At 63.9% G+C, this 16277-nt stretch carries 15 protein-coding genes; 4 read left to right on the top strand and 11 right to left on the bottom strand.

What is annotated here, in order from left to right:
- Window positions 1-97 precede the first annotated feature (97 nt).
- The 8 genes from F9Z44_RS20250 to sucC form a co-directional block, all read right to left on the bottom strand.
- Window positions 98-595, bottom strand: a complete 498-nt coding sequence (locus F9Z44_RS20250) for a pilin (protein ID WP_159608474.1) — start codon at window positions 593-595, stop codon at window positions 98-100.
- A 192-nt stretch (window positions 596-787) separates the two neighbouring features.
- Window positions 788-1591 carry an MBL fold metallo-hydrolase gene (locus tag F9Z44_RS20255; RefSeq protein ID WP_159608475.1) on the bottom strand — a complete coding sequence of 268 codons (804 nt, stop codon included), beginning with the start codon at window positions 1589-1591 and terminating at the stop codon, window positions 788-790.
- Complete coding sequence (locus tag F9Z44_RS20260) at window positions 1588-3258, bottom strand: CHASE2 domain-containing protein (RefSeq protein ID WP_238407287.1); 1671 nt, start codon at window positions 3256-3258, stop codon at window positions 1588-1590. The genes F9Z44_RS20255 and F9Z44_RS20260 overlap by 4 nt, the downstream gene beginning before the upstream one ends.
- A gap of 155 nt (window positions 3259-3413) precedes the next feature.
- Window positions 3414-4043, bottom strand: a complete 630-nt coding sequence (locus F9Z44_RS20265; RefSeq protein ID WP_159608477.1) for an FHA domain-containing protein — start codon at window positions 4041-4043, stop codon at window positions 3414-3416.
- Between the two features lie 45 nt (window positions 4044-4088).
- A complete protein-coding gene (locus F9Z44_RS20270) occupies window positions 4089-4874 on the bottom strand; it encodes a Stp1/IreP family PP2C-type Ser/Thr phosphatase (protein ID WP_159608478.1) in 786 nt (261 codons plus the stop codon).
- Between the two features lie 37 nt (window positions 4875-4911).
- Window positions 4912-7602 (bottom strand): CHASE2 domain-containing serine/threonine-protein kinase, encoded by a 2691-nt coding sequence (locus F9Z44_RS20275; RefSeq protein WP_236574207.1) that lies wholly within the window; start codon window positions 7600-7602, stop codon window positions 4912-4914.
- A 229-nt stretch (window positions 7603-7831) separates the two neighbouring features.
- On the bottom strand, window positions 7832-8725 hold the full coding sequence (gene sucD / locus F9Z44_RS20280) for a succinate--CoA ligase subunit alpha (RefSeq protein ID WP_159608479.1): 894 nt from the start codon (window positions 8723-8725) through the stop codon (window positions 7832-7834).
- Between the two features lie 37 nt (window positions 8726-8762).
- Window positions 8763-9929, bottom strand: coding sequence for an ADP-forming succinate--CoA ligase subunit beta (sucC, locus tag F9Z44_RS20285; protein WP_159608480.1), 1167 nt, complete (start codon window positions 9927-9929; stop codon window positions 8763-8765).
- A 190-nt stretch (window positions 9930-10119) separates the two neighbouring features.
- Here sucC and argC point away from each other — a divergent pair, with 190 nt between their 5' ends.
- Window positions 10120-11031 (top strand): N-acetyl-gamma-glutamyl-phosphate reductase, encoded by a 912-nt coding sequence (argC, locus tag F9Z44_RS20290; RefSeq protein WP_159608481.1) that lies wholly within the window; start codon window positions 10120-10122, stop codon window positions 11029-11031.
- Here the strand turns inward: argC and recX are convergent.
- The gene (gene recX, locus F9Z44_RS20295; RefSeq protein WP_159608482.1) at window positions 11028-11486 is read right to left on the bottom strand and encodes a recombination regulator RecX; all 459 of its coding nucleotides are present in this window, start codon (window positions 11484-11486) and stop codon (window positions 11028-11030) included. The genes argC and recX overlap by 4 nt on opposite strands.
- 36 nt (window positions 11487-11522) lie before the next feature.
- Window positions 11523-12635 (bottom strand): recombinase RecA, encoded by a 1113-nt coding sequence (recA, locus tag F9Z44_RS20300; protein ID WP_159608483.1) that lies wholly within the window; start codon window positions 12633-12635, stop codon window positions 11523-11525.
- A gap of 162 nt (window positions 12636-12797) precedes the next feature.
- Between recA and F9Z44_RS20305 the strand changes: the two genes are divergently transcribed.
- The 3 genes from F9Z44_RS20305 (at window position 12798) to F9Z44_RS20315 (ending at window position 15601) form a co-directional block, all read left to right on the top strand.
- Window positions 12798-13298, top strand: coding sequence for a MarR family winged helix-turn-helix transcriptional regulator (locus tag F9Z44_RS20305; RefSeq protein WP_159608484.1), 501 nt, complete (start codon window positions 12798-12800; stop codon window positions 13296-13298).
- Between the two features lie 127 nt (window positions 13299-13425).
- Window positions 13426-14100 (top strand): response regulator, encoded by a 675-nt coding sequence (locus F9Z44_RS20310; protein WP_159608485.1) that lies wholly within the window; start codon window positions 13426-13428, stop codon window positions 14098-14100.
- 112 nt (window positions 14101-14212) lie between these two features.
- Window positions 14213-15601, top strand: a complete 1389-nt coding sequence (locus tag F9Z44_RS20315) for a sensor histidine kinase (RefSeq protein WP_159608827.1) — start codon at window positions 14213-14215, stop codon at window positions 15599-15601.
- 21 nt (window positions 15602-15622) lie between these two features.
- Here F9Z44_RS20315 and F9Z44_RS20320 read toward each other — a convergent pair whose 3' ends face one another.
- On the bottom strand, window positions 15623-16270 hold the full coding sequence (locus F9Z44_RS20320; RefSeq protein ID WP_159608486.1) for a glutathione S-transferase family protein: 648 nt from the start codon (window positions 16268-16270) through the stop codon (window positions 15623-15625).
- Window positions 16271-16277 lie beyond the last annotated feature (7 nt).

Consider the following 16277-nt stretch of genomic DNA (forward strand, 5'->3'; position numbering starts at 1 on the left):
GAGCTGTACCCACCAAAGAAAAACGCCCCAACGGGGCGCCTTTCTGATGTCGGTAGGGTTGGCTCAAAGCCGAACAACCTAGACTATCTCTCATCGCTTATTGCGAAGAAGTTGCAATGAAGCCAGTAGCGTTGGTTACAAGCGCATCCACGCTGCGGCATGAACCAGGCAAAAACTTTGCGTCCACACCGCCAGGAGATGCACCAGGACCGCACAGCCATGCTTGCACGCCCTGGTTGACGATTGTCGGGACGAGACGTACCGTACCGTTAGCGCCGGGACCGATGTTCTGCGAAGTCACCTGGATTGCACCATCATCATTAGTTGCAATCTGGGAAACATAAGTGGAAGTAGCAATAGACGACTCACAACCCCAGTTTCCAGCGGTAGGGAAAGAGGCAGCGCTGGCAGAAGTCTGCACAGATTCCGTGATGCTCGTGCGGCAAGCGGAAGCTGCCAGAATCACTTCCGACATCTTGGCGCGCTTGGTGTAGTCCTGATAAGCCGGCAGAGCAACAGCAGCCAGAATACCGATGATGGCCACCACGATCATCAATTCGATCAAGGTGAAACCTTTTTGCATGGAACGCTTCATAGAAAAAACTCCTTGGGGTTGGGTTTGGTACGCATGACTATCAGCAGATTGCGTGCCAACTGGAACTGGCTGGATTTCGCGCCCTTTTTCACGCTTTGCAGTCTCCCAGTGACGGTTTGTGACATCTCTGCCAGCTAAAAGCCGACATTTTTTGTCACTCCGGTTGCCAAGAACCGTTTTTGTCACCCTCCGTCAGAGTTCGAACGTCTGCCCCGCACTGAGCCAGCGGATGTCGTGCCGGGTGCCATCCACACTCTGCGGCGCATCGTCGAACCGGCGGATCTCGTCCATGATCAGGCCGGTTTCGGCGGGCTTGGTGTGGGTGATGTAGACGGGGTAGCGCTGGCTGCTGTCGATTTGCTCCAGCTCTTCGGCCAGCAAGCCGGGCGCCAAGTGCAGGCTGCGCTGGGCTAGGGCCTCTTCGCGATCGCTGAAGGCTGTCTCGATCACCAGCATCGCCACGGGCAATTGATTGATGCGTTGCCAGAAGGCGGGGTTGCGGCCGGTGTCGCCGCTGAACACCCAATGGCCTGAGGGCGACGCGGCGGCAAAGCCGACAGCGGGCACGGTGTGCACCGCTGGCAGCACTTCGACCGCCTTGCCACACACCTGCAACACCTCTCCGACGGCAATGGGCACAAAGCGCATGAGCGGGCGTTCGGCACTGGGGATGGCCGAGAAGTCGGGCCAGATCAGGTTGTTGAAGATGTGGGCTTTGAGGGCTGCGATGGTGCCGGGCAAGGCGTGCACCTGCAAAGGCTGGGCGCCTGCCGAGAGCCGGCGGGCGGCCACGGCATCGAGCATCAGCGGCAGCGACGCGACATGGTCCAGGTGCGAGTGCGTGAGCAGCACATGGTCGATCTGCGCCATCTCGTCCAGGGTGAGGTCACCCACGCCGGTGCCGGCGTCGATCAGGACATCGTGGTCGAGCAGAAACGAGGTGGTGCGGCAACCATGGGCGATGGCTCCGGAGCACCCCAGCACGCGTACCCTCATTGGCTGTTTGGCATGGTGTCGCCGGCCGGGCCGGTCCTGGGTTGCAAGGCATGAATCGATTCGATGGACGTCGCGCCGTCCCAGGCGGGATTCAGCGGCAACTGCCTGCGGGAGGCTACCCTCTCCGCGTACAGGCGGTAAAGGACTTTTTTGGCATTTTGGCGCTGGAGATTGAGCAGGTGAACATCACACGCGTCCCAGTCTTGCGCGCGCCAGGCCCGCAAGGCCTGTTGCCACAAGCGCAGTTCATCCCGCAGACCGGCAGGCAGCTCACTGTTCGGGCCGAGCGGGGTGTAAACAACAATGGGTGCGCCGCCCGTCGCGAGGCGCAGGCGATCGATCTCTTGCCACACCACATCGGGTTGGCGTTGCCGGTCTTGCTCGGTTGCGATCTGGTCCACACCGTAGGTGGCCCGCAAGGTGGCCAGACTCAGCCCCGCGGGCCAGTCTGAAGGACTTTCAAAGGGTCGGCCGAAGAAGCGGGCACTTGCCAGGCCGAACGCGGTCGTGAGCACCACCATCAACGCGGTGCCAGCCAGCGGCAACACCAAGCCTTGACGCAGGTACAGCCAGCTGTTGAGTCCGATCACCCCCACCAACACAGCCGCGCCAAGCAGCCCGCCCGACCACAACCGCATGCGAGGCAAAGCGAATGCAAGCAACAGCCCTGACGCGCACAGAACCACCAGCTCGTAGCCCAGTGCGTAGTCTGGTTTGACTGGCAGGTTTCCATCCAGGATGCCCGTGATCAGATTGGCATGGGTTTCGACACCGGGGTAATGGGCCCCAACGGGTGTGAGGCGCAAGTCCTTGAGCTCTGGCGCAGTCGTGCCCAGCAGCACGATCCTGCCCTGGAGCTGCCCTGCTGGCAGGCGCCCGGACAAGACCTCGATGGCCGGGACATAGCGGAACGATCCACCCTCAGGCCCACCGCGCCCCCGATAAGGCACCAAGGCCGCAACGCGCTCGTCAACCGGAATGACGAGGGTATGTCCGTCGTGTTGGAGGCGAAGGCTCTCCAGGCCACTGAAGCGACGCGTCAACATGAGCCCCGAGGCAAAGCCAGGCTCCACGGGCGGGGAGCCCAGCGCACGACGAACAACCGCCAGCGCGAGCGACTCATACGCACGACCTTGGTATTCGGCGAGCAGCGGCAGAGACCGAACCATGCCGTCCTTGTCGGGCAACGCATTGAAGGCCCCCGCCCGGGGCACTGCCTGGGCGAGTTCGGAAATGTTCGATTCGACCGAGTCCCAGCGGGTGATACGCACCGGGCGACCCTGCAGCACGTTTGTACCCAGCACAGGGGCGGGCAACACACCAGTGGTGCGAGCGGTGGGTTCGTTGCTGAAGAAATAACCGAGCACCACCGGACGGTCCCTGAGCGCATTGGCCAATTGCGTGTCGCCTCCGGCTTGGGGGTCGGGCTGGGGAAACACGACATCAAATCCCAGCACCGCAGCACCTTGTTGCTCAAACAAGGTGTTCACCAAACGCGCCAATTGATCACGTGGCCACGGCCAGGGTCCCAAGGCAGCCAGGCTAGGACGGTCGATGTCCACGATAACAACCCGCGGATCGAGTGTGCCGGGCATGGTGGCACGCAAACGGGCGTCGTACACCATGTTGTCCAACTGGTGTACCGCACGGGTGGGGATGAAGCCCAATGCGTGCAGCAAGGCCAGCCCCAGGGGCAACAGCGTGATCAGATAGCGCAGACCGCGCTGTTTCAGGGCCTGCAGCATGAGGATGAGAGCGCCCTGCCTGTGACCGTGACGGTCACGGCGCCTCGGACGTTGATCACCGAGGCGAGCGGTGGTGATTACTGCTGGACGAACTGCATCTTGGTGCCAGCCAGCTCGATCAGATCACCGTGGCGCAAGTTCACCGCGTCGGTGCCGATGGGGCTGCCATTGATCGTGGGCTTTTGCACGCCTTCGACCATCGCAACGACAAAACCATGGGGGCGGCGGGTGATGGCGGCCACGGCCACGCCGGGTTTCCCGATGGTGGTCACCACCTTCACCAGAGGCACCTCGCGACCAGCCGCCGTGCCCGACATGACCTTGATGGCTGCATTGGCCGCGACCATGGCCACAGTGGGCTCCGGGGCAACGACGGAGCCGGCACTGATCACCATGGTCTTCTCGTGGCTCTCGTTCGCACCTTCGTGCACGAACTTGATCTTGTACTTGCCGATCTCGACCGTGTCCCCGCTTTGAAGCTGCTGCTTCTTGATGGCCTTGCCGTTGACGTAGGTGCCGTTGGTGCTGTTGAGGTCTTCGAGGAAAACGTCCATGCCGGACATCTGCATCACGGCGTGCTCACCGCTGACGGCCAGGTTGTCGATGACGATGTCGTTGTAGGGACGGCGGCCCAGAGTGGTGCGGTCTTTCGTGAGCTGCACTTCCTTGATGACGACACCGTCGATAGAAACGATCATTTTCGGCATGGCCGACTCCTCTGGAACCTGTAGATTTGTTGGTCGAAATCTGAATTACTTGCCCAGCATGCGCGAGAGTATTCCCTTGCGCACCGGCTTGGATCGAGCATACGCCAGTATCACCGATATGTTGTCCCGCCCCCCGCAGTCGTTGGCGGCATCGACCAGGGCCTGGGCCTTTTCTTCCAGCGTACCTGCGGTGATCAGTATCGCGGCGATGCGCTCGTCGCTCATCATGTCGCTGAGTCCGTCCGAACAAAAGAGGTAGAGATCTTCATCCTCCACCCGGTATTCGTTGACTTCGAGCAACACCGTGTCTTCCACACCCAGTGCGCGTGTCACGAGGTTCTTGTGGGTCGCGTACTGCGCCTGTTCGAGCGAGATCAGTCCGGCATCAATCTGCTCTTGCAGCAGGGAGTGGTCGCGCGTGATTTGAGTGAAGCTGCCTTCGCGAAGGCGGTAGCAGCGCGAATCACCCACGTGGCCGATCATGGCGCGCGTGCCCAGGAACACGCCCATGACCAGGGTGGTTCCCATGCCGGCGTATTGAGGATTGGAGTTGGCCGCGTTGAAGATAGAGCGGTTGGCGTTGTCGATGCAGATTTCCATGGCGCGGCGCAACTCGCGCACGCTGGCCTCGTTGCCGCCCTCGGCCATCCAGCGTCCCAGCTCGGTCTTGATGAAGGCGGTGGCCATGGCGCTGGCGACTTCGCCAGCGTTGTAGCCTCCCATGCCGTCGGCCAGCACCGCAATCTGGCTCTCGGCATCGATCGACACCGAGTCTTCGTTGTTGTCACGAACCAGACCCGGATCGGTCAGACAAAAATACTCAAAATTCATAGAGTTCAAGTTATACCCGCAGAACGATGTTGTCTTTTCAGGAACCACGCGCTGAATCGGGCCGCGGCGTGACAAGCGTGGCAGCCATCGCGTTATCTGCATCGCGCGGCAAGGCCTGAGTCACTTCAAACGAGTCGGCGCTGGCTTCGCTGATGTTCGTGCGGGGAAGCGCCACATCTTCTCCAGGATGGATGCAGCGCCGCAACATGGCAGCCAGTTCGGCACCGGTCTGGAAACGGTCCGCCGGCGACTTGGCCAGGGTCCGCTCCAGCACGTCGGCCAGCGCTTGCGGCAGTTCCGGCCGAAAGCTGCGCACACTGGGTGCGGGCTGATTGGCAATCTGGTACATCAACGCGGCCATCGAGTCGCCTTTGAGCGGCAGCGTACCGGTGAGCAGCTGAAACAGCATCACACCCAGCGAATACAGGTCGGAGCGGCCGTCCACGTGCAGGCCGGCGAGCTGCTCAGGTGACATGAAGCTGGGCGTGCCCAGCACCATGCCGGTCTTGGTCTTGCTCGAACCCGTGATGCGCGCAATGCCGAAGTCGGTCACCTTGACCGACTGGGTCGCCGAATCAAACATCACGTTGGCGGGCTTGATGTCGCGGTGGACCACCTGTTGGCGGTGCGCATGGTCCAACGCGGTGGCAACCTGTTCGCCGATGCTCAGCACCGTGGACACCGGCAGCAGATTGCCCGCGCGGGTGAACTCGACCAGATCACGACCGGGCAGGAACTCCATGGCGATGTAAGCGAGGTCGTGCTCTTCGCCTGCATCAAAGATGGTGACGATGTTGGGGTGTTGCAGCCGGCCTGCCGTCTCGGCCTCCCGGAAGAAGCGTTCACGCACATCGACCAGTTCGGAGCCTTCGAACTCGGCACTCAGCGCCAGCGTCTTGATCGCCACCGTGCGGCCGATCTTGGGATCGCGTCCCTGGTAGACCACGCCCATGGCGCCCTTGCCCAGTTCTTTCTCCACCTGATAGCGGCCCAGCATGGGTTTCTCCACGCCCCCGTTGTCCAGCAGCAAGGTGCCGCCCGGGTGCGAGGAGCCGCCGCCGAGCACCACCGTCTCCGACAGGTTCTTTGCCCGCTTCAAACGCCGCTGCACATCGGCGTCGGAACGGTCCAGCTTCGCCATGTGTTCGTAAACAGCCTCGGCCTTGTTGAACTGACGTTTGCGCTCGAAATCGAGCGCAAGGTGCTTGAGGTTGTCCATCAGCGCGTCGCTGAAGGGCACACGGCGCATGCGGTCGAAGGCCATGTCCAGCTGACCTTGCCCCTGCAGGGCCAGGCCCATCATGCGGTTGGTCTCGGCCGACTCTTCGTCGGACTTGGCCTTGCCTGCCTCGGTGACGAGAAAACGCCGCGTGGTGAGCGCCAGGTGCCCGATGAGCAAGAGCGCCGCTGGAAACACCAGTTGGAGCCAGGTGGCTGCGGCCGACAACAAACCGTATTCGGCCCCCAGCAAGACCATGAACAGCACGCCGGTGCAAGCCGCTCCGGCTGCCGCCGACAACCGGGGCAACACCCACACGACATAGACCACGACCAGCAGCAAAGCGCCCAGCACCGCGAGGCCGCCCCAGACCGGCTGCGCGATGTGGTGACCGGCGAGGATGCTGGAAGTGATGTGGGCCAGGATGGCGGCCGGCGAGAGGGCGGCCGATACCGGCGTGGTGAACAAGGTGCCCACACCGGCGGCCGTGGCGCCGATGATCACGATCTTGTCGGTGTATTTGCTGGCCGGGATGCGGCCTGAGAGCACGTCGTAGAACGAGTCCACTGCGAACGCCGGCTTGCCATCGTGATCGGGATAGAACTGCGGCAGAAAACGGGCCGAGTCATCGGTCGGGATCAGGCTGCGGCCCAACTGGACACCCTCGCCAGGCACCAGCTGCAGGTCTTGGGCCGTGAGGTTCAGGCTGTTGGCGGCAATGGCCAGACCCATGGAGGGCACGGCAAAGCCATCGAACTGGACCAGCAAACCTTCCTGCCGTACCGAACCGTCGACATCGGGCAACTGGTTGAGGTGGCCCACGGCCCGAGCAGCTTCACCGATGGCGGGCAGCGGCTGTTGTGAGTGCAGGGCGGGCACGCCAAAGGTCGAGTTGTCGACAATGGCGCTGCGCTGCGCAAACGCCGGCAGGGGTTGATCGGCGCGGCCTTGGAGCTCACCCAGCTCAAACACCGACGGCACGATGACGTTGCCCGCGCGCGCCATGCTGGCCACCAGACGAGCATCGGAGTCGAGCTGTTGTTCGGCCTTTCCTATGAAGCCCAGCAAACGCTGGCGCCCTTCATTGCCCAGATCGGTCAGTGGTGCGCTACCCGCTTGCGACCCCTCCAGCAAGCCGCGCAATTCCCGCAGTTGCACCAGTCCGCGGTCGGTCTGGGGTTCGAAAAAGAAGGCGGTGTGGGCAACGGTCTTGGCGCGGGCGGCACTGAGCTGATCGATCAGTTGGGCATGCACTTCCCGCGGCCACGGCCAGCGGCCAATATTGGCGATGCTCTGGTCATCGATGGCGATGATGGCGATGCGGTCGCTGGGCTGCCTGGCCGTTTTCGTGCTGGCCACATCAAAGAAGCGGCGCTCCAGCCCGCTGAAGAAATCGGTGGCGGCGTGCAGGGCAAACACCGCCGCGAGCACGGCCAGGCCCATGGCGGCGTCCGAACGCCACAGGGGGCGTTTGCGCTTGGGCCGGCTCTGGCGTTGGCTGGTGGACACGGGTGGGAAGGACCGGGTTGGTTTCAATGCAGGCTGTCGAGCACGCACGGAAGCGCAACCCTACAAGACTCATCGGGTGTCTGCGGTTGGCATGAAACCCAAGGTGTTGCATTTTGTTTCAGCGGTCATCCCCAGAGCAAGCACATCTGTGCGTTTGAAGCCGCACACACCGCATGAGCGAAAAAAAAGGCAACGCAAGCGTTGCCCTTTTCACGACCCGCGTCCTTGATTACAGACGCGACTTCAGCAGCTTGGCCATTTCCGACGGGTTGCGCGTGATCGTGAAGCCGCAGGCTTCCATGATTTCCAGCTTGGCATCGGCCGTGTCGGCGCCGCCGGAAATCAGGGCACCAGCGTGGCCCATGCGCTTGCCTGCTGGCGCGGTGACGCCAGCAATGAAGCCCACGATCGGCTTCTTCATGTTTTCCTTGCACCACATCGCGGCTTCGGCTTCGTCCGGGCCACCGATCTCGCCGATCATGATGACGGCGTCGGTGTCGGGATCGTCGTTGAAGGCCTTCATCACGTCGATGTGCTTCAGACCGTTGATGGGGTCGCCACCGATGCCCACGGCGCTGGACTGGCCCAGACCGATTTCGGTCAGCTGCGCCACGGCTTCGTAGGTCAGCGTGCCCGAGCGCGAGACCACACCGATGCGGCCCTTGCGGTGGATGTGACCGGGCATGATGCCGATCTTGATCTCGTCGGGCGTGATCAGGCCGGGGCAGTTCGGGCCCAGCAGCAGGGTGCGCTTGCCACCGGCGGCTTCCTTGGCCTTCATGCGGTTGCGCACTTCGAGCATGTCCTTGACCGGGATGCCTTCGGTGATGCAGATCGCCAGGTCCAGGTCGGCTTCAACAGCTTCCCAGATCGCTGCGGCAGCGCCTGCGGGCGGCACGTAGATCACCGAGACGGTGGCGCCGGTTTGTGATGCGGCTTCCTTGACGGAGGCGTAGATCGGGATGTTGAAGATCGACTCGCCGGCCTTCTTCGGGTTCACGCCGGCCACGAAGCAGTTTTTGCCGTTCGCGTATTCCTGGCACTTTTCGGTGTGGAACTGGCCGGTCTTGCCCGTGATGCCCTGGGTGATGACCTTGGTGTCTTTGTTGATGTAGATCGACATGTGGATTCCTTTGAAGCGCGTGCGGGGCCGTGCGGGGTTAGGCGGCTTTGACAGCGGCCACCACTTTTTGAGCGGCATCGGCCATGGTGTCGGCACTGATGATCGGCAGACCGGACTCGGCCAGCATCTTCTTGCCCAGCTCTTCGTTGGTGCCCTTCATGCGAACGACCAGCGGCACGTTCAGGTTGGTCGCCTTGCAGGCGGTGATCACGCCGGTGGCGATGGTGTCGCACTTCATGATGCCGCCGAAGATGTTGACCAGGATCGCTTTGACCTTGTCGTTCTTGAGCATGATCTTGAAGGCTTCCGTGACCTTCTCGGGGGTGGCACCGCCGCCCACGTCCAGGAAGTTCGCCGGCTCGGCGCCGAACAGCTTGATGGTGTCCATGGTGGCCATGGCCAGACCGGCACCGTTGACCAGGCAACCGATATTGCCGTCCAGGCTGATGTAGGCCAGATCGAACTTGCTGGCTTCGATCTCGGCGGGATCTTCTTCGTCCAGATCGCGGTAGGCCACGATCTCGGGGTGGCGGAACAGCGCGTTGGGATCGAAGTTGAACTTGGCGTCCAGGGCCATCAGGTTGCCCTTGGAGTCGCAGTTCAGCGGGTTGATCTCCACCAGGGACGCGTCGGTGTCCATGTAGCACTTGTAGATCTTGGCGAAGATGTCCACCGCCTGGTCCACGGAAGCGCCGGTCAGGCCGATGGCGGCCGCGACCTTGCGGGATTGTGCTTCGGTGATGCCGGTCAGCGGATCGATCATCTCGGTGATGATCTTCTCGGGCGTGGAGTGGGCCACTTCCTCGATGTCCATGCCACCTTCGCTCGATGCGATCAGCGCCACCTTCTGGGTCGCGCGGTCGGTGACAAGTGACACATACAACTCATTCTTGATGTCGGCGCCGTCTTCGATGTAGAGGCGACGCACCTTCTGGCCCTCTGGGCCGGTCTGGTGGGTCTTGAGCTGCATGCCCAGAATCTCGCCCGCGATGCGCTTGAGGTCTTCAATGGTCTTGGCCACTTTCACGCCGCCGCCCTTGCCACGTCCACCGGCGTGGATCTGGGCCTTGACGACCCACACGGGACCGCCCAGTTTCTGGGCGGCTTCGACCGCCTCCTGCACCGTGAAAGCCGGGATGCCGCGGGGCACCGGCACACCAAACTGGCGCAAGACTTCCTTGCCTTGGTATTCGTGGATCTTCATGAGGGCTCTCTCAGGAATGGGTAGAGGAATCGTCGACCGACCGCGGCGGGGGGTCGAAAAGCGGGCACTGAAAATCAGCAACCGAGGACTGTATCATGGTGCATCGCACCAAAATCGAGCGCCGCAAACACGCATTGCACGCCGATTGTTGGACGCTCTACTGAATCCTCACTGACAAGGCGGACCGGCCATGGCCAAGGTTTTCATCGACGGCGAAGCCGGCACCACCGGACTTCAAATTCGCGAGCGGCTTGAACTCATGCCCGCCATCGAAGTGGTGAGCATTGCCCCGGAGCGCCGCAAAGATCCGACCGCCAAACGCGAATTGATGGCCCAGGTCGACCTGGTGATCTTGTGCCTGCACGACGACGCGGCACGCGAGTCGGTGGCGATGATCGATGCGATGGTCGGACACCGGCCCAAGATCATCGATGCCTCCACGGCGCACCGCACTGCGCCGGGCTGGGTGTTCGGCTTTCCCGAACTCGCCGCAGACCAGCGCAACGCGGTGGTCCAAGCCGAGCGCGTGGCCAACCCTGGCTGCTACGCCAGCGGCGCCATTGCCCTGCTGCGTCCCTTGATCGACGCCGGCGTGTTGCCGCCCGATCACCCGGTTTGCCTGCCGGCCGTGAGCGGGTACTCGGGCGGCGGTCGCACCATGATCGAAGCTTACGAGAAGGGCGATGCACCGGCCTACGAGCTTTACGCGCTGGGCCTGCAGCACAAGCACATTCCGGAAATCATGGCCTACACCGGCCTCACGCGCCGCCCCATCTTCATTCCGGCGGTGGGCAACTTCGCTCAAGGCATGCTGGTGGAATTGCCGCTGCACCTGGACACCTTGCCCGGGCAACCGACGCTTGCCGACCTGCATGCGGTGTACGCCAAGCACTACGCCGGCAGTGAGTGGGTGAGCGCCGAGCCCGCGACCGAGAGCGGCAAGCTCGATGCGCTGGCGCTCAACGACACCAACCGGCTGGAAATCCGCGTGTTTGGCAATGCGCCAGCGCAGCACGCCGTGGTGGTGGCGCGGCTGGACAACCTGGGCAAAGGTGCCAGTGGCGCGGCGGTGCAAAACCTGAAACTGATGCTGGGCCTTTAAAGCCCGCTGTCGTCATCGGCGCCCTGCACCACGCGCCGGATCGCTTCACCGCCAAAGCCGCGCGAAGCCAGAAACCGCATCTGTTTGCTCCGCTCGGCGGCGTCCGCGGGCGGCTGGCCGAACTTCTTGCGCCACACCTCGCGCGCACGCGCCACCTCGGAGCCCTGCAGTGCGGCCACCGCCTCGGCCACGGCCTGCGGGTCCAGGCCCTTGGCTTGCAGCTCCTGGCGCACCCGCGAGGCGCCCAGCTTTGCCGAGCGCCGGTGCACCACCGACTCGATCACGCGCTGTTCGCTGATGAAGCCCTTGGCCTCCAGTTCGTCCAGCGCCCGGGCCAGTTCGCCCGGCTCCGTTTCATGCGCGCGGAGCTTGCGCTGCAACTCGGTGCGCGAGTGTTCCCGCCCCGAGAGCAGGCGCAGCGCCCGGCCCTTGAGGGAAATCTGGTCAAAGCCCATGTGAAACGCTCACGGCCCAAGCCGTGAACGCGACCCTCACTCGGCCAGCGGCGCAGTGCCGGCTTCGGCCTTGGCGGCTTTTGCTGCCTTGCCGCCTTTGGCGGGTGCCGGTGCTTCTTCCACCGGCAGCAGCGGCACGCCCAGTTCGGTGCGAACCTTGTTCTCGATCTCGACGCGCAGTTCGGGGTTCTCGCGCAGGAATTCGCGCGAATTGTCGCGGCCCTGGCCGATCTTCTCGCCGTTGTAGGCGTACCAGGCGCCCGACTTCTCCACCACCCGGTGCACCACGCCGAGGTCGAGGATCTCACCCTCGCGGCTGATGCCTTCACCGAACAGGATGTCGAACTCGGCCGTCTTGAAGGGTGGCGCCACTTTGTTCTTGACCACCTTGACCTTGGTTTCGTTGCCGATCGCCTCTTCGCCCTTCTTGATGGTGCCGGTGCGGCGGATGTCCAGGCGGACCGATGCGTAGAACTTGAGCGCATTGCCGCCGGTGGTGGTTTCGGGGCTGCCGAACATGACGCCGATCTTCATGCGGATCTGGTTGATGAAGATCACCATGCAGTTGGTCTTCTTGATGTGCGCGGTGAGCTTGCGCAGCGCCTGGCTCATCAGGCGGGCCTGCAGGCCGGGCAGCGAATCGCCCATTTCGCCTTCGAGTTCGGCCTTGGGCGTGAGCGCGGCCACCGAGTCCACCACGATCAGGTCGACCGCGCCGGAGCGCACCAGGCTGTCCACGATTTCGAGGGCTTGTTCGCCGGTGTCGGGCTGGCTGATCAGCAGGTCCTGCAGGTTCACGCCGAGTTTCTGTGCGTACTGGATGTCCAGCGCGTGTTCGGCGTCGACAAACGCGCACTGGCCACCGAGCTTCTGCATCTCGGCGATCACCTGCAGCGTGAGCGTGGTCTTGCCCGAGGATTCCGGGCCGTAGATCTCGACCACACGACCGCGAGGCAGGCCGCCAACGCCCAGCGCGATGTCCAGGCCGAGCGATCCGGTGGACACCACCTGAATGTCTTCGATCACCTCGCCTTCGCCCAGCCGCATGATGGTGCCCTTGCCGAATTGCTTCTCGATCTGGGCCAGCGCGACCTGCAGGGCCTTGGCTTTTTCGCTGTTGAGGGGGTTGGGCTTGACGGCTGCGTCCATGGGGGCTCCTGGGCTGGTTGGAAGGGTTGGCAAGGCCTGTGTGGTTGTGTACAGGCTGGATGCTTGAACAGCAGTTTACAAGCTGATTGAATCACGATTCTTCATTTTTTTGTCAGTTTGCCTTACTATTTGCGCATGACGGAAAGCCTCCCTGAAACGCCCATGGAACCCGACGACCGCTGGCGCGGCGGCCACCTCGGCCGGCTGATGGGCCTGGCGCTGCGGCGCTTCGACGAGCGCGTGCTCAGCCTGATGGCACACGACGCCAACGTGCCGCTGGCACTCTCTCACCTCGCGGCGCGTGCGCAGGTGGGCGCGGCCCACATCCACATCACGCGTCACCTCGGCTTGCACGGCTCGCGCCTGACCGAGCTGGCGCACCAGGCCGGCATGAGCAAACAGGCCATGGGCGACCTGGTGACGCAGTGCGAGGCCTGGGGCCTGGTGCGGCGCGAGCCCGACCCGCGCGATGCCCGGGCGCGGCGCATTGTCTTCACCGACACCGGCCTTTTGTGGCTGGACGCGTTTCGCACGGCGGTGGCGCAGGCCGAGGCCGAGTTCCGCTCGCAGGTGGGCGACGCGGTGGCTACGGTGGTGGCCCTGGGCCTGGAGGCCTATGGATCGGAAGCACCGGGGGCGCGCGCGGCCGTGCCCTCCCGGTGAAAGCCCTCGGCCCGGACAGGCTACGGCGTGGGGTATGCGACCTAAAATGCACCTGCCTTGACTGTCACGCGCACCCGCGACGCGGCACCATAACAACGCTGCCCGATCAGCACAGGAGACTCCCCCCATGCGCATCCTGATTGCAGAAGACGACCAGGTTCTGGCCGACGGCCTGTTGCGCAGCCTGCGCGCGGCGGGCGCCGCGGTGGACCACGTGTCCAGCGGCAGCGAAGCCGACGCCGCCCTGATGACCAACAACGAGTTCGACCTGTTGATTCTGGACCTCGGCTTGCCCAGACTGCATGGCCTGGAGGTGCTCAAGCGGTTGCGCTCGCGCGGTTCCTCGATGCCGGTGCTGGTGCTCACCGCCGCCGACAGCATCGAGGAACGCGTAAAGGGCCTGGACTACGGGGCCGACGACTACATGGCCAAGCCGTTCTCGTTGCAGGAGCTTGAGGCGCGCGTGCGCGCACTGGCGCGCCGTGGCATGGGCGGCAGCACCAACACCATCCGCCACGGCCCCCTCGAATACGACCAGGCCGGCCGCGTGGCCACCATCGACGGCAAGATGGTCGAACTCTCGGCGCGCGAACTCGGCCTGCTGGAGGTGTTGCTGCAACGCGCCGGGCGCCTGGTCAGCAAGGACCAGCTGGTCGAGCGGCTGTGCGAGTGGGGCGAAGAGGTGAGCAACAACGCCATCGAGGTCTACATCCACCGCCTGCGCAAGAAGATCGAAAAAGGCCCGATCCGCATCGCCACGGTGCGCGGGCTGGGCTACTGCCTTGAAAAAATCGCCAGCTGACGGTCGGACTTTCAGCGAGCCGCTGCCCCCGGCGGACGGCCGGCTGGCGCCGAAGGGATTCGGCCTGTTTCAGCGCGAACAACGCAGCCTGTTCGGCGAGATCCTGGACTGGATGCTCACGCCGCTCTTGCTGCTGTGGCCGTTGTCGCTGGCACTCACCTGGTTCGTGGCGCAGGGCATCGCCAGCAAACCGTTCGATCGCGCCCTCGAATTCAACCTGCAAGCCCTCACCCAGTTCGTGGTGCTCGAAAACGACCAGATCACCTTCAAGCTCAACGCGCAAGCGCGCGATCTGCTGCGCGCCGACGACAGCGATCTCGTTTACTACCAGGTGCTCGATCCGCGTGGCGCCCTCATCAGTGGCGAACTCGACTTTCCACCACCGCGCGACAACGAAGCGCCCGAGCCCGAGCCCGGGCGCGTGCTGCTGCGCGACGACACCGTGCGCGGCGACGAGGTGCGGGTGGCCTACACCTGGCTGGCGCGCAGCGATCCGCAGCGCCTGGTGCTGATGCAGGTGGCCGAGACCAAGGGCAAACGCTCGACGCTGGCCACCGAGATCATCAAGGGCGTGATGGTCCCGCAGTTCGTGATCCTGCCGCTGGCGGTGCTGCTGGTGTGGCTGGCACTGGTGCGCGCCATCCGCCCGCTCAACGAACTGGAGCAGCGCATCCGGGCGCGCAAGCCGGACGACCTCAGCCCGATCGAGGAGTCGTTCATCCCGCAGGAGGTCGCGCCGCTGGTGTCGTCGATCAACGACCTGCTGACGCGGCTCAAGGCCTCGCTCACCACGCAGAAACGTTTTCTGGCCGACGCCGCGCACCAGCTCAAGACGCCATTGGCGGGTCTGCGGATGCAGGCCGAACTCGCGCAGCGCGAGACCGATCCGGTGGAGATTCGCGGCTCGCTGCAGCACATCGCCCGCTCCAGCGCGCGCGCCACGCACACGGTGAACCAGCTGCTGGCCCTGGCCCGCGCCGAGACCACCGGCCGCACCCTGCCCAGCGCGCGCATCGACCTCGCCCGCCTGGTGCCCGACGTGGTGCAGGACTCGGTGCCGAGGGCGCTGGAGGCTGGTATCGATCTCGGATTCGAAGGTCCGGAGGACACGCCCGACGACTGCCTGATGGACGGCAACCCGACGCTGCTGCAGGAGATGGTGCGCAATCTGGTGGACAACGCGATCCACTACACCGGGCAGGGCGGTGTGGTCACGGTGCGCGTGCTGCTGGACCGCTTCAGCGGCGTGCAGATCCTGCAAGTGGAAGACGACGGTCCGGGCATTCCGGAGAACGAGCGCGAGTTCGTGATGCAGCCGTTCTACCGTGCGCTGGGCACCAACGTCGACGGCTCGGGCCTGGGCCTGGCCATCGTGCTGGAAATCGCGCAGCAACACGGCGCCACGGTGTCCATGGAGGACGCCCACCCCGAGCGAGGCAGACGCGGTCTGCGGGTGTCGGTGCGTTTCACACCGACCAAGCCGCAGGTGGTGCAGGAGTAGTCGCGGTGCCGGGTGGCCGGCTCAGGCCGGCTTGTACACGTTGAGTTGCAGCTTCTCGCGCTCGATTGCACGGGCCACGCCGGGCAGTTCGGCGAAGCGCTGAACCAGATCCCAGGTGGCGGGGAAGTCGGTCGGGTTGATGCCGGCGTAACCGCCCCAGCGCAGCAGCGTGAGCGCATATGCGTCCAGCGCACCGGGACGAGCGCCCACCATCCAGGGCGCGGCTTGGGCGGCAATGGCTTCGATTTCGCCCAGCAGCTCGCGGTAGCGCGCCGCGCCGAAGTCTCGAATCGCCTTTTGCGCCGCCTCGTCGTCGGTGAACTTGTGCGGCATGAACACATGGGTGAACGTGGGGTGCACCGTGTTGTTCATCCAGGCCAGCACCTGCAAGGCACGCGCACGCTCCAGGCCCGCCGGCGGCAGGATGCCGACCATGGGCAGTTTTTCGTCGAGGTACAACAGGATCGCCACGATCTGGGTGACCACCTCGTCGCCGTCCACCAGCACCGGCACCTGGCCGCGCGGGTTGAGTGCCAGGTAGTCGGGCGAACGTTGCTCGCCCTTGTGCAATTTCACGATCGATGGCTCGAAGGCCACTTCGGCGAGTTCGAGCATGGCGTGCGGCACGAAGGAGCAGGCGCCGGGAGCGAAGAACAGTTTCAGACTCATGTGAAAA

Source organism: Hydrogenophaga sp. PBL-H3, from assembly GCF_010104355.1.
In the GTDB taxonomy this organism is placed as follows: domain Bacteria; phylum Pseudomonadota; class Gammaproteobacteria; order Burkholderiales; family Burkholderiaceae_C; genus Hydrogenophaga.

Bases quoted from the DNA above. Each gene is read 5' to 3' on its own strand.
- F9Z44_RS20270 (WP_159608478.1), bottom strand. From the start codon at position 4,874: ATGAATTTTGAGTATTTTTGTCTGACCGATCCGGGTCTGGTTCGTGAC.
- argC (WP_159608481.1), top strand. From the start codon at position 10,120: ATGGCCAAGGTTTTCATCGACGGCGAAGCCGGCACCACCGGACTTCAA.
- F9Z44_RS20250 (WP_159608474.1), bottom strand. From the start codon at position 595: ATGAAGCGTTCCATGCAAAAAGGTTTCACCTTGATCGAATTGATGATC.
- recA (WP_159608483.1), bottom strand. From the start codon at position 12,635: ATGGACGCAGCCGTCAAGCCCAACCCCCTCAACAGCGAAAAAGCCAAG.
- F9Z44_RS20255 (WP_159608475.1), bottom strand. From the start codon at position 1,591: ATGAGGGTACGCGTGCTGGGGTGCTCCGGAGCCATCGCCCATGGTTGC.
- sucC (WP_159608480.1), bottom strand. From the start codon at position 9,929: ATGAAGATCCACGAATACCAAGGCAAGGAAGTCTTGCGCCAGTTTGGT.
- recX (WP_159608482.1), bottom strand. From the start codon at position 11,486: ATGGGCTTTGACCAGATTTCCCTCAAGGGCCGGGCGCTGCGCCTGCTC.
- F9Z44_RS20305 (WP_159608484.1), top strand. From the start codon at position 12,798: ATGGAACCCGACGACCGCTGGCGCGGCGGCCACCTCGGCCGGCTGATG.
- F9Z44_RS20310 (WP_159608485.1), top strand. From the start codon at position 13,426: ATGCGCATCCTGATTGCAGAAGACGACCAGGTTCTGGCCGACGGCCTG.
- F9Z44_RS20315 (WP_159608827.1), top strand. From the start codon at position 14,213: ATGCTCACGCCGCTCTTGCTGCTGTGGCCGTTGTCGCTGGCACTCACC.
- F9Z44_RS20320 (WP_159608486.1), bottom strand. From the start codon at position 16,270: ATGAGTCTGAAACTGTTCTTCGCTCCCGGCGCCTGCTCCTTCGTGCCG.
- sucD (WP_159608479.1), bottom strand. From the start codon at position 8,725: ATGTCGATCTACATCAACAAAGACACCAAGGTCATCACCCAGGGCATC.
- F9Z44_RS20265 (WP_159608477.1), bottom strand. From the start codon at position 4,043: ATGCCGAAAATGATCGTTTCTATCGACGGTGTCGTCATCAAGGAAGTG.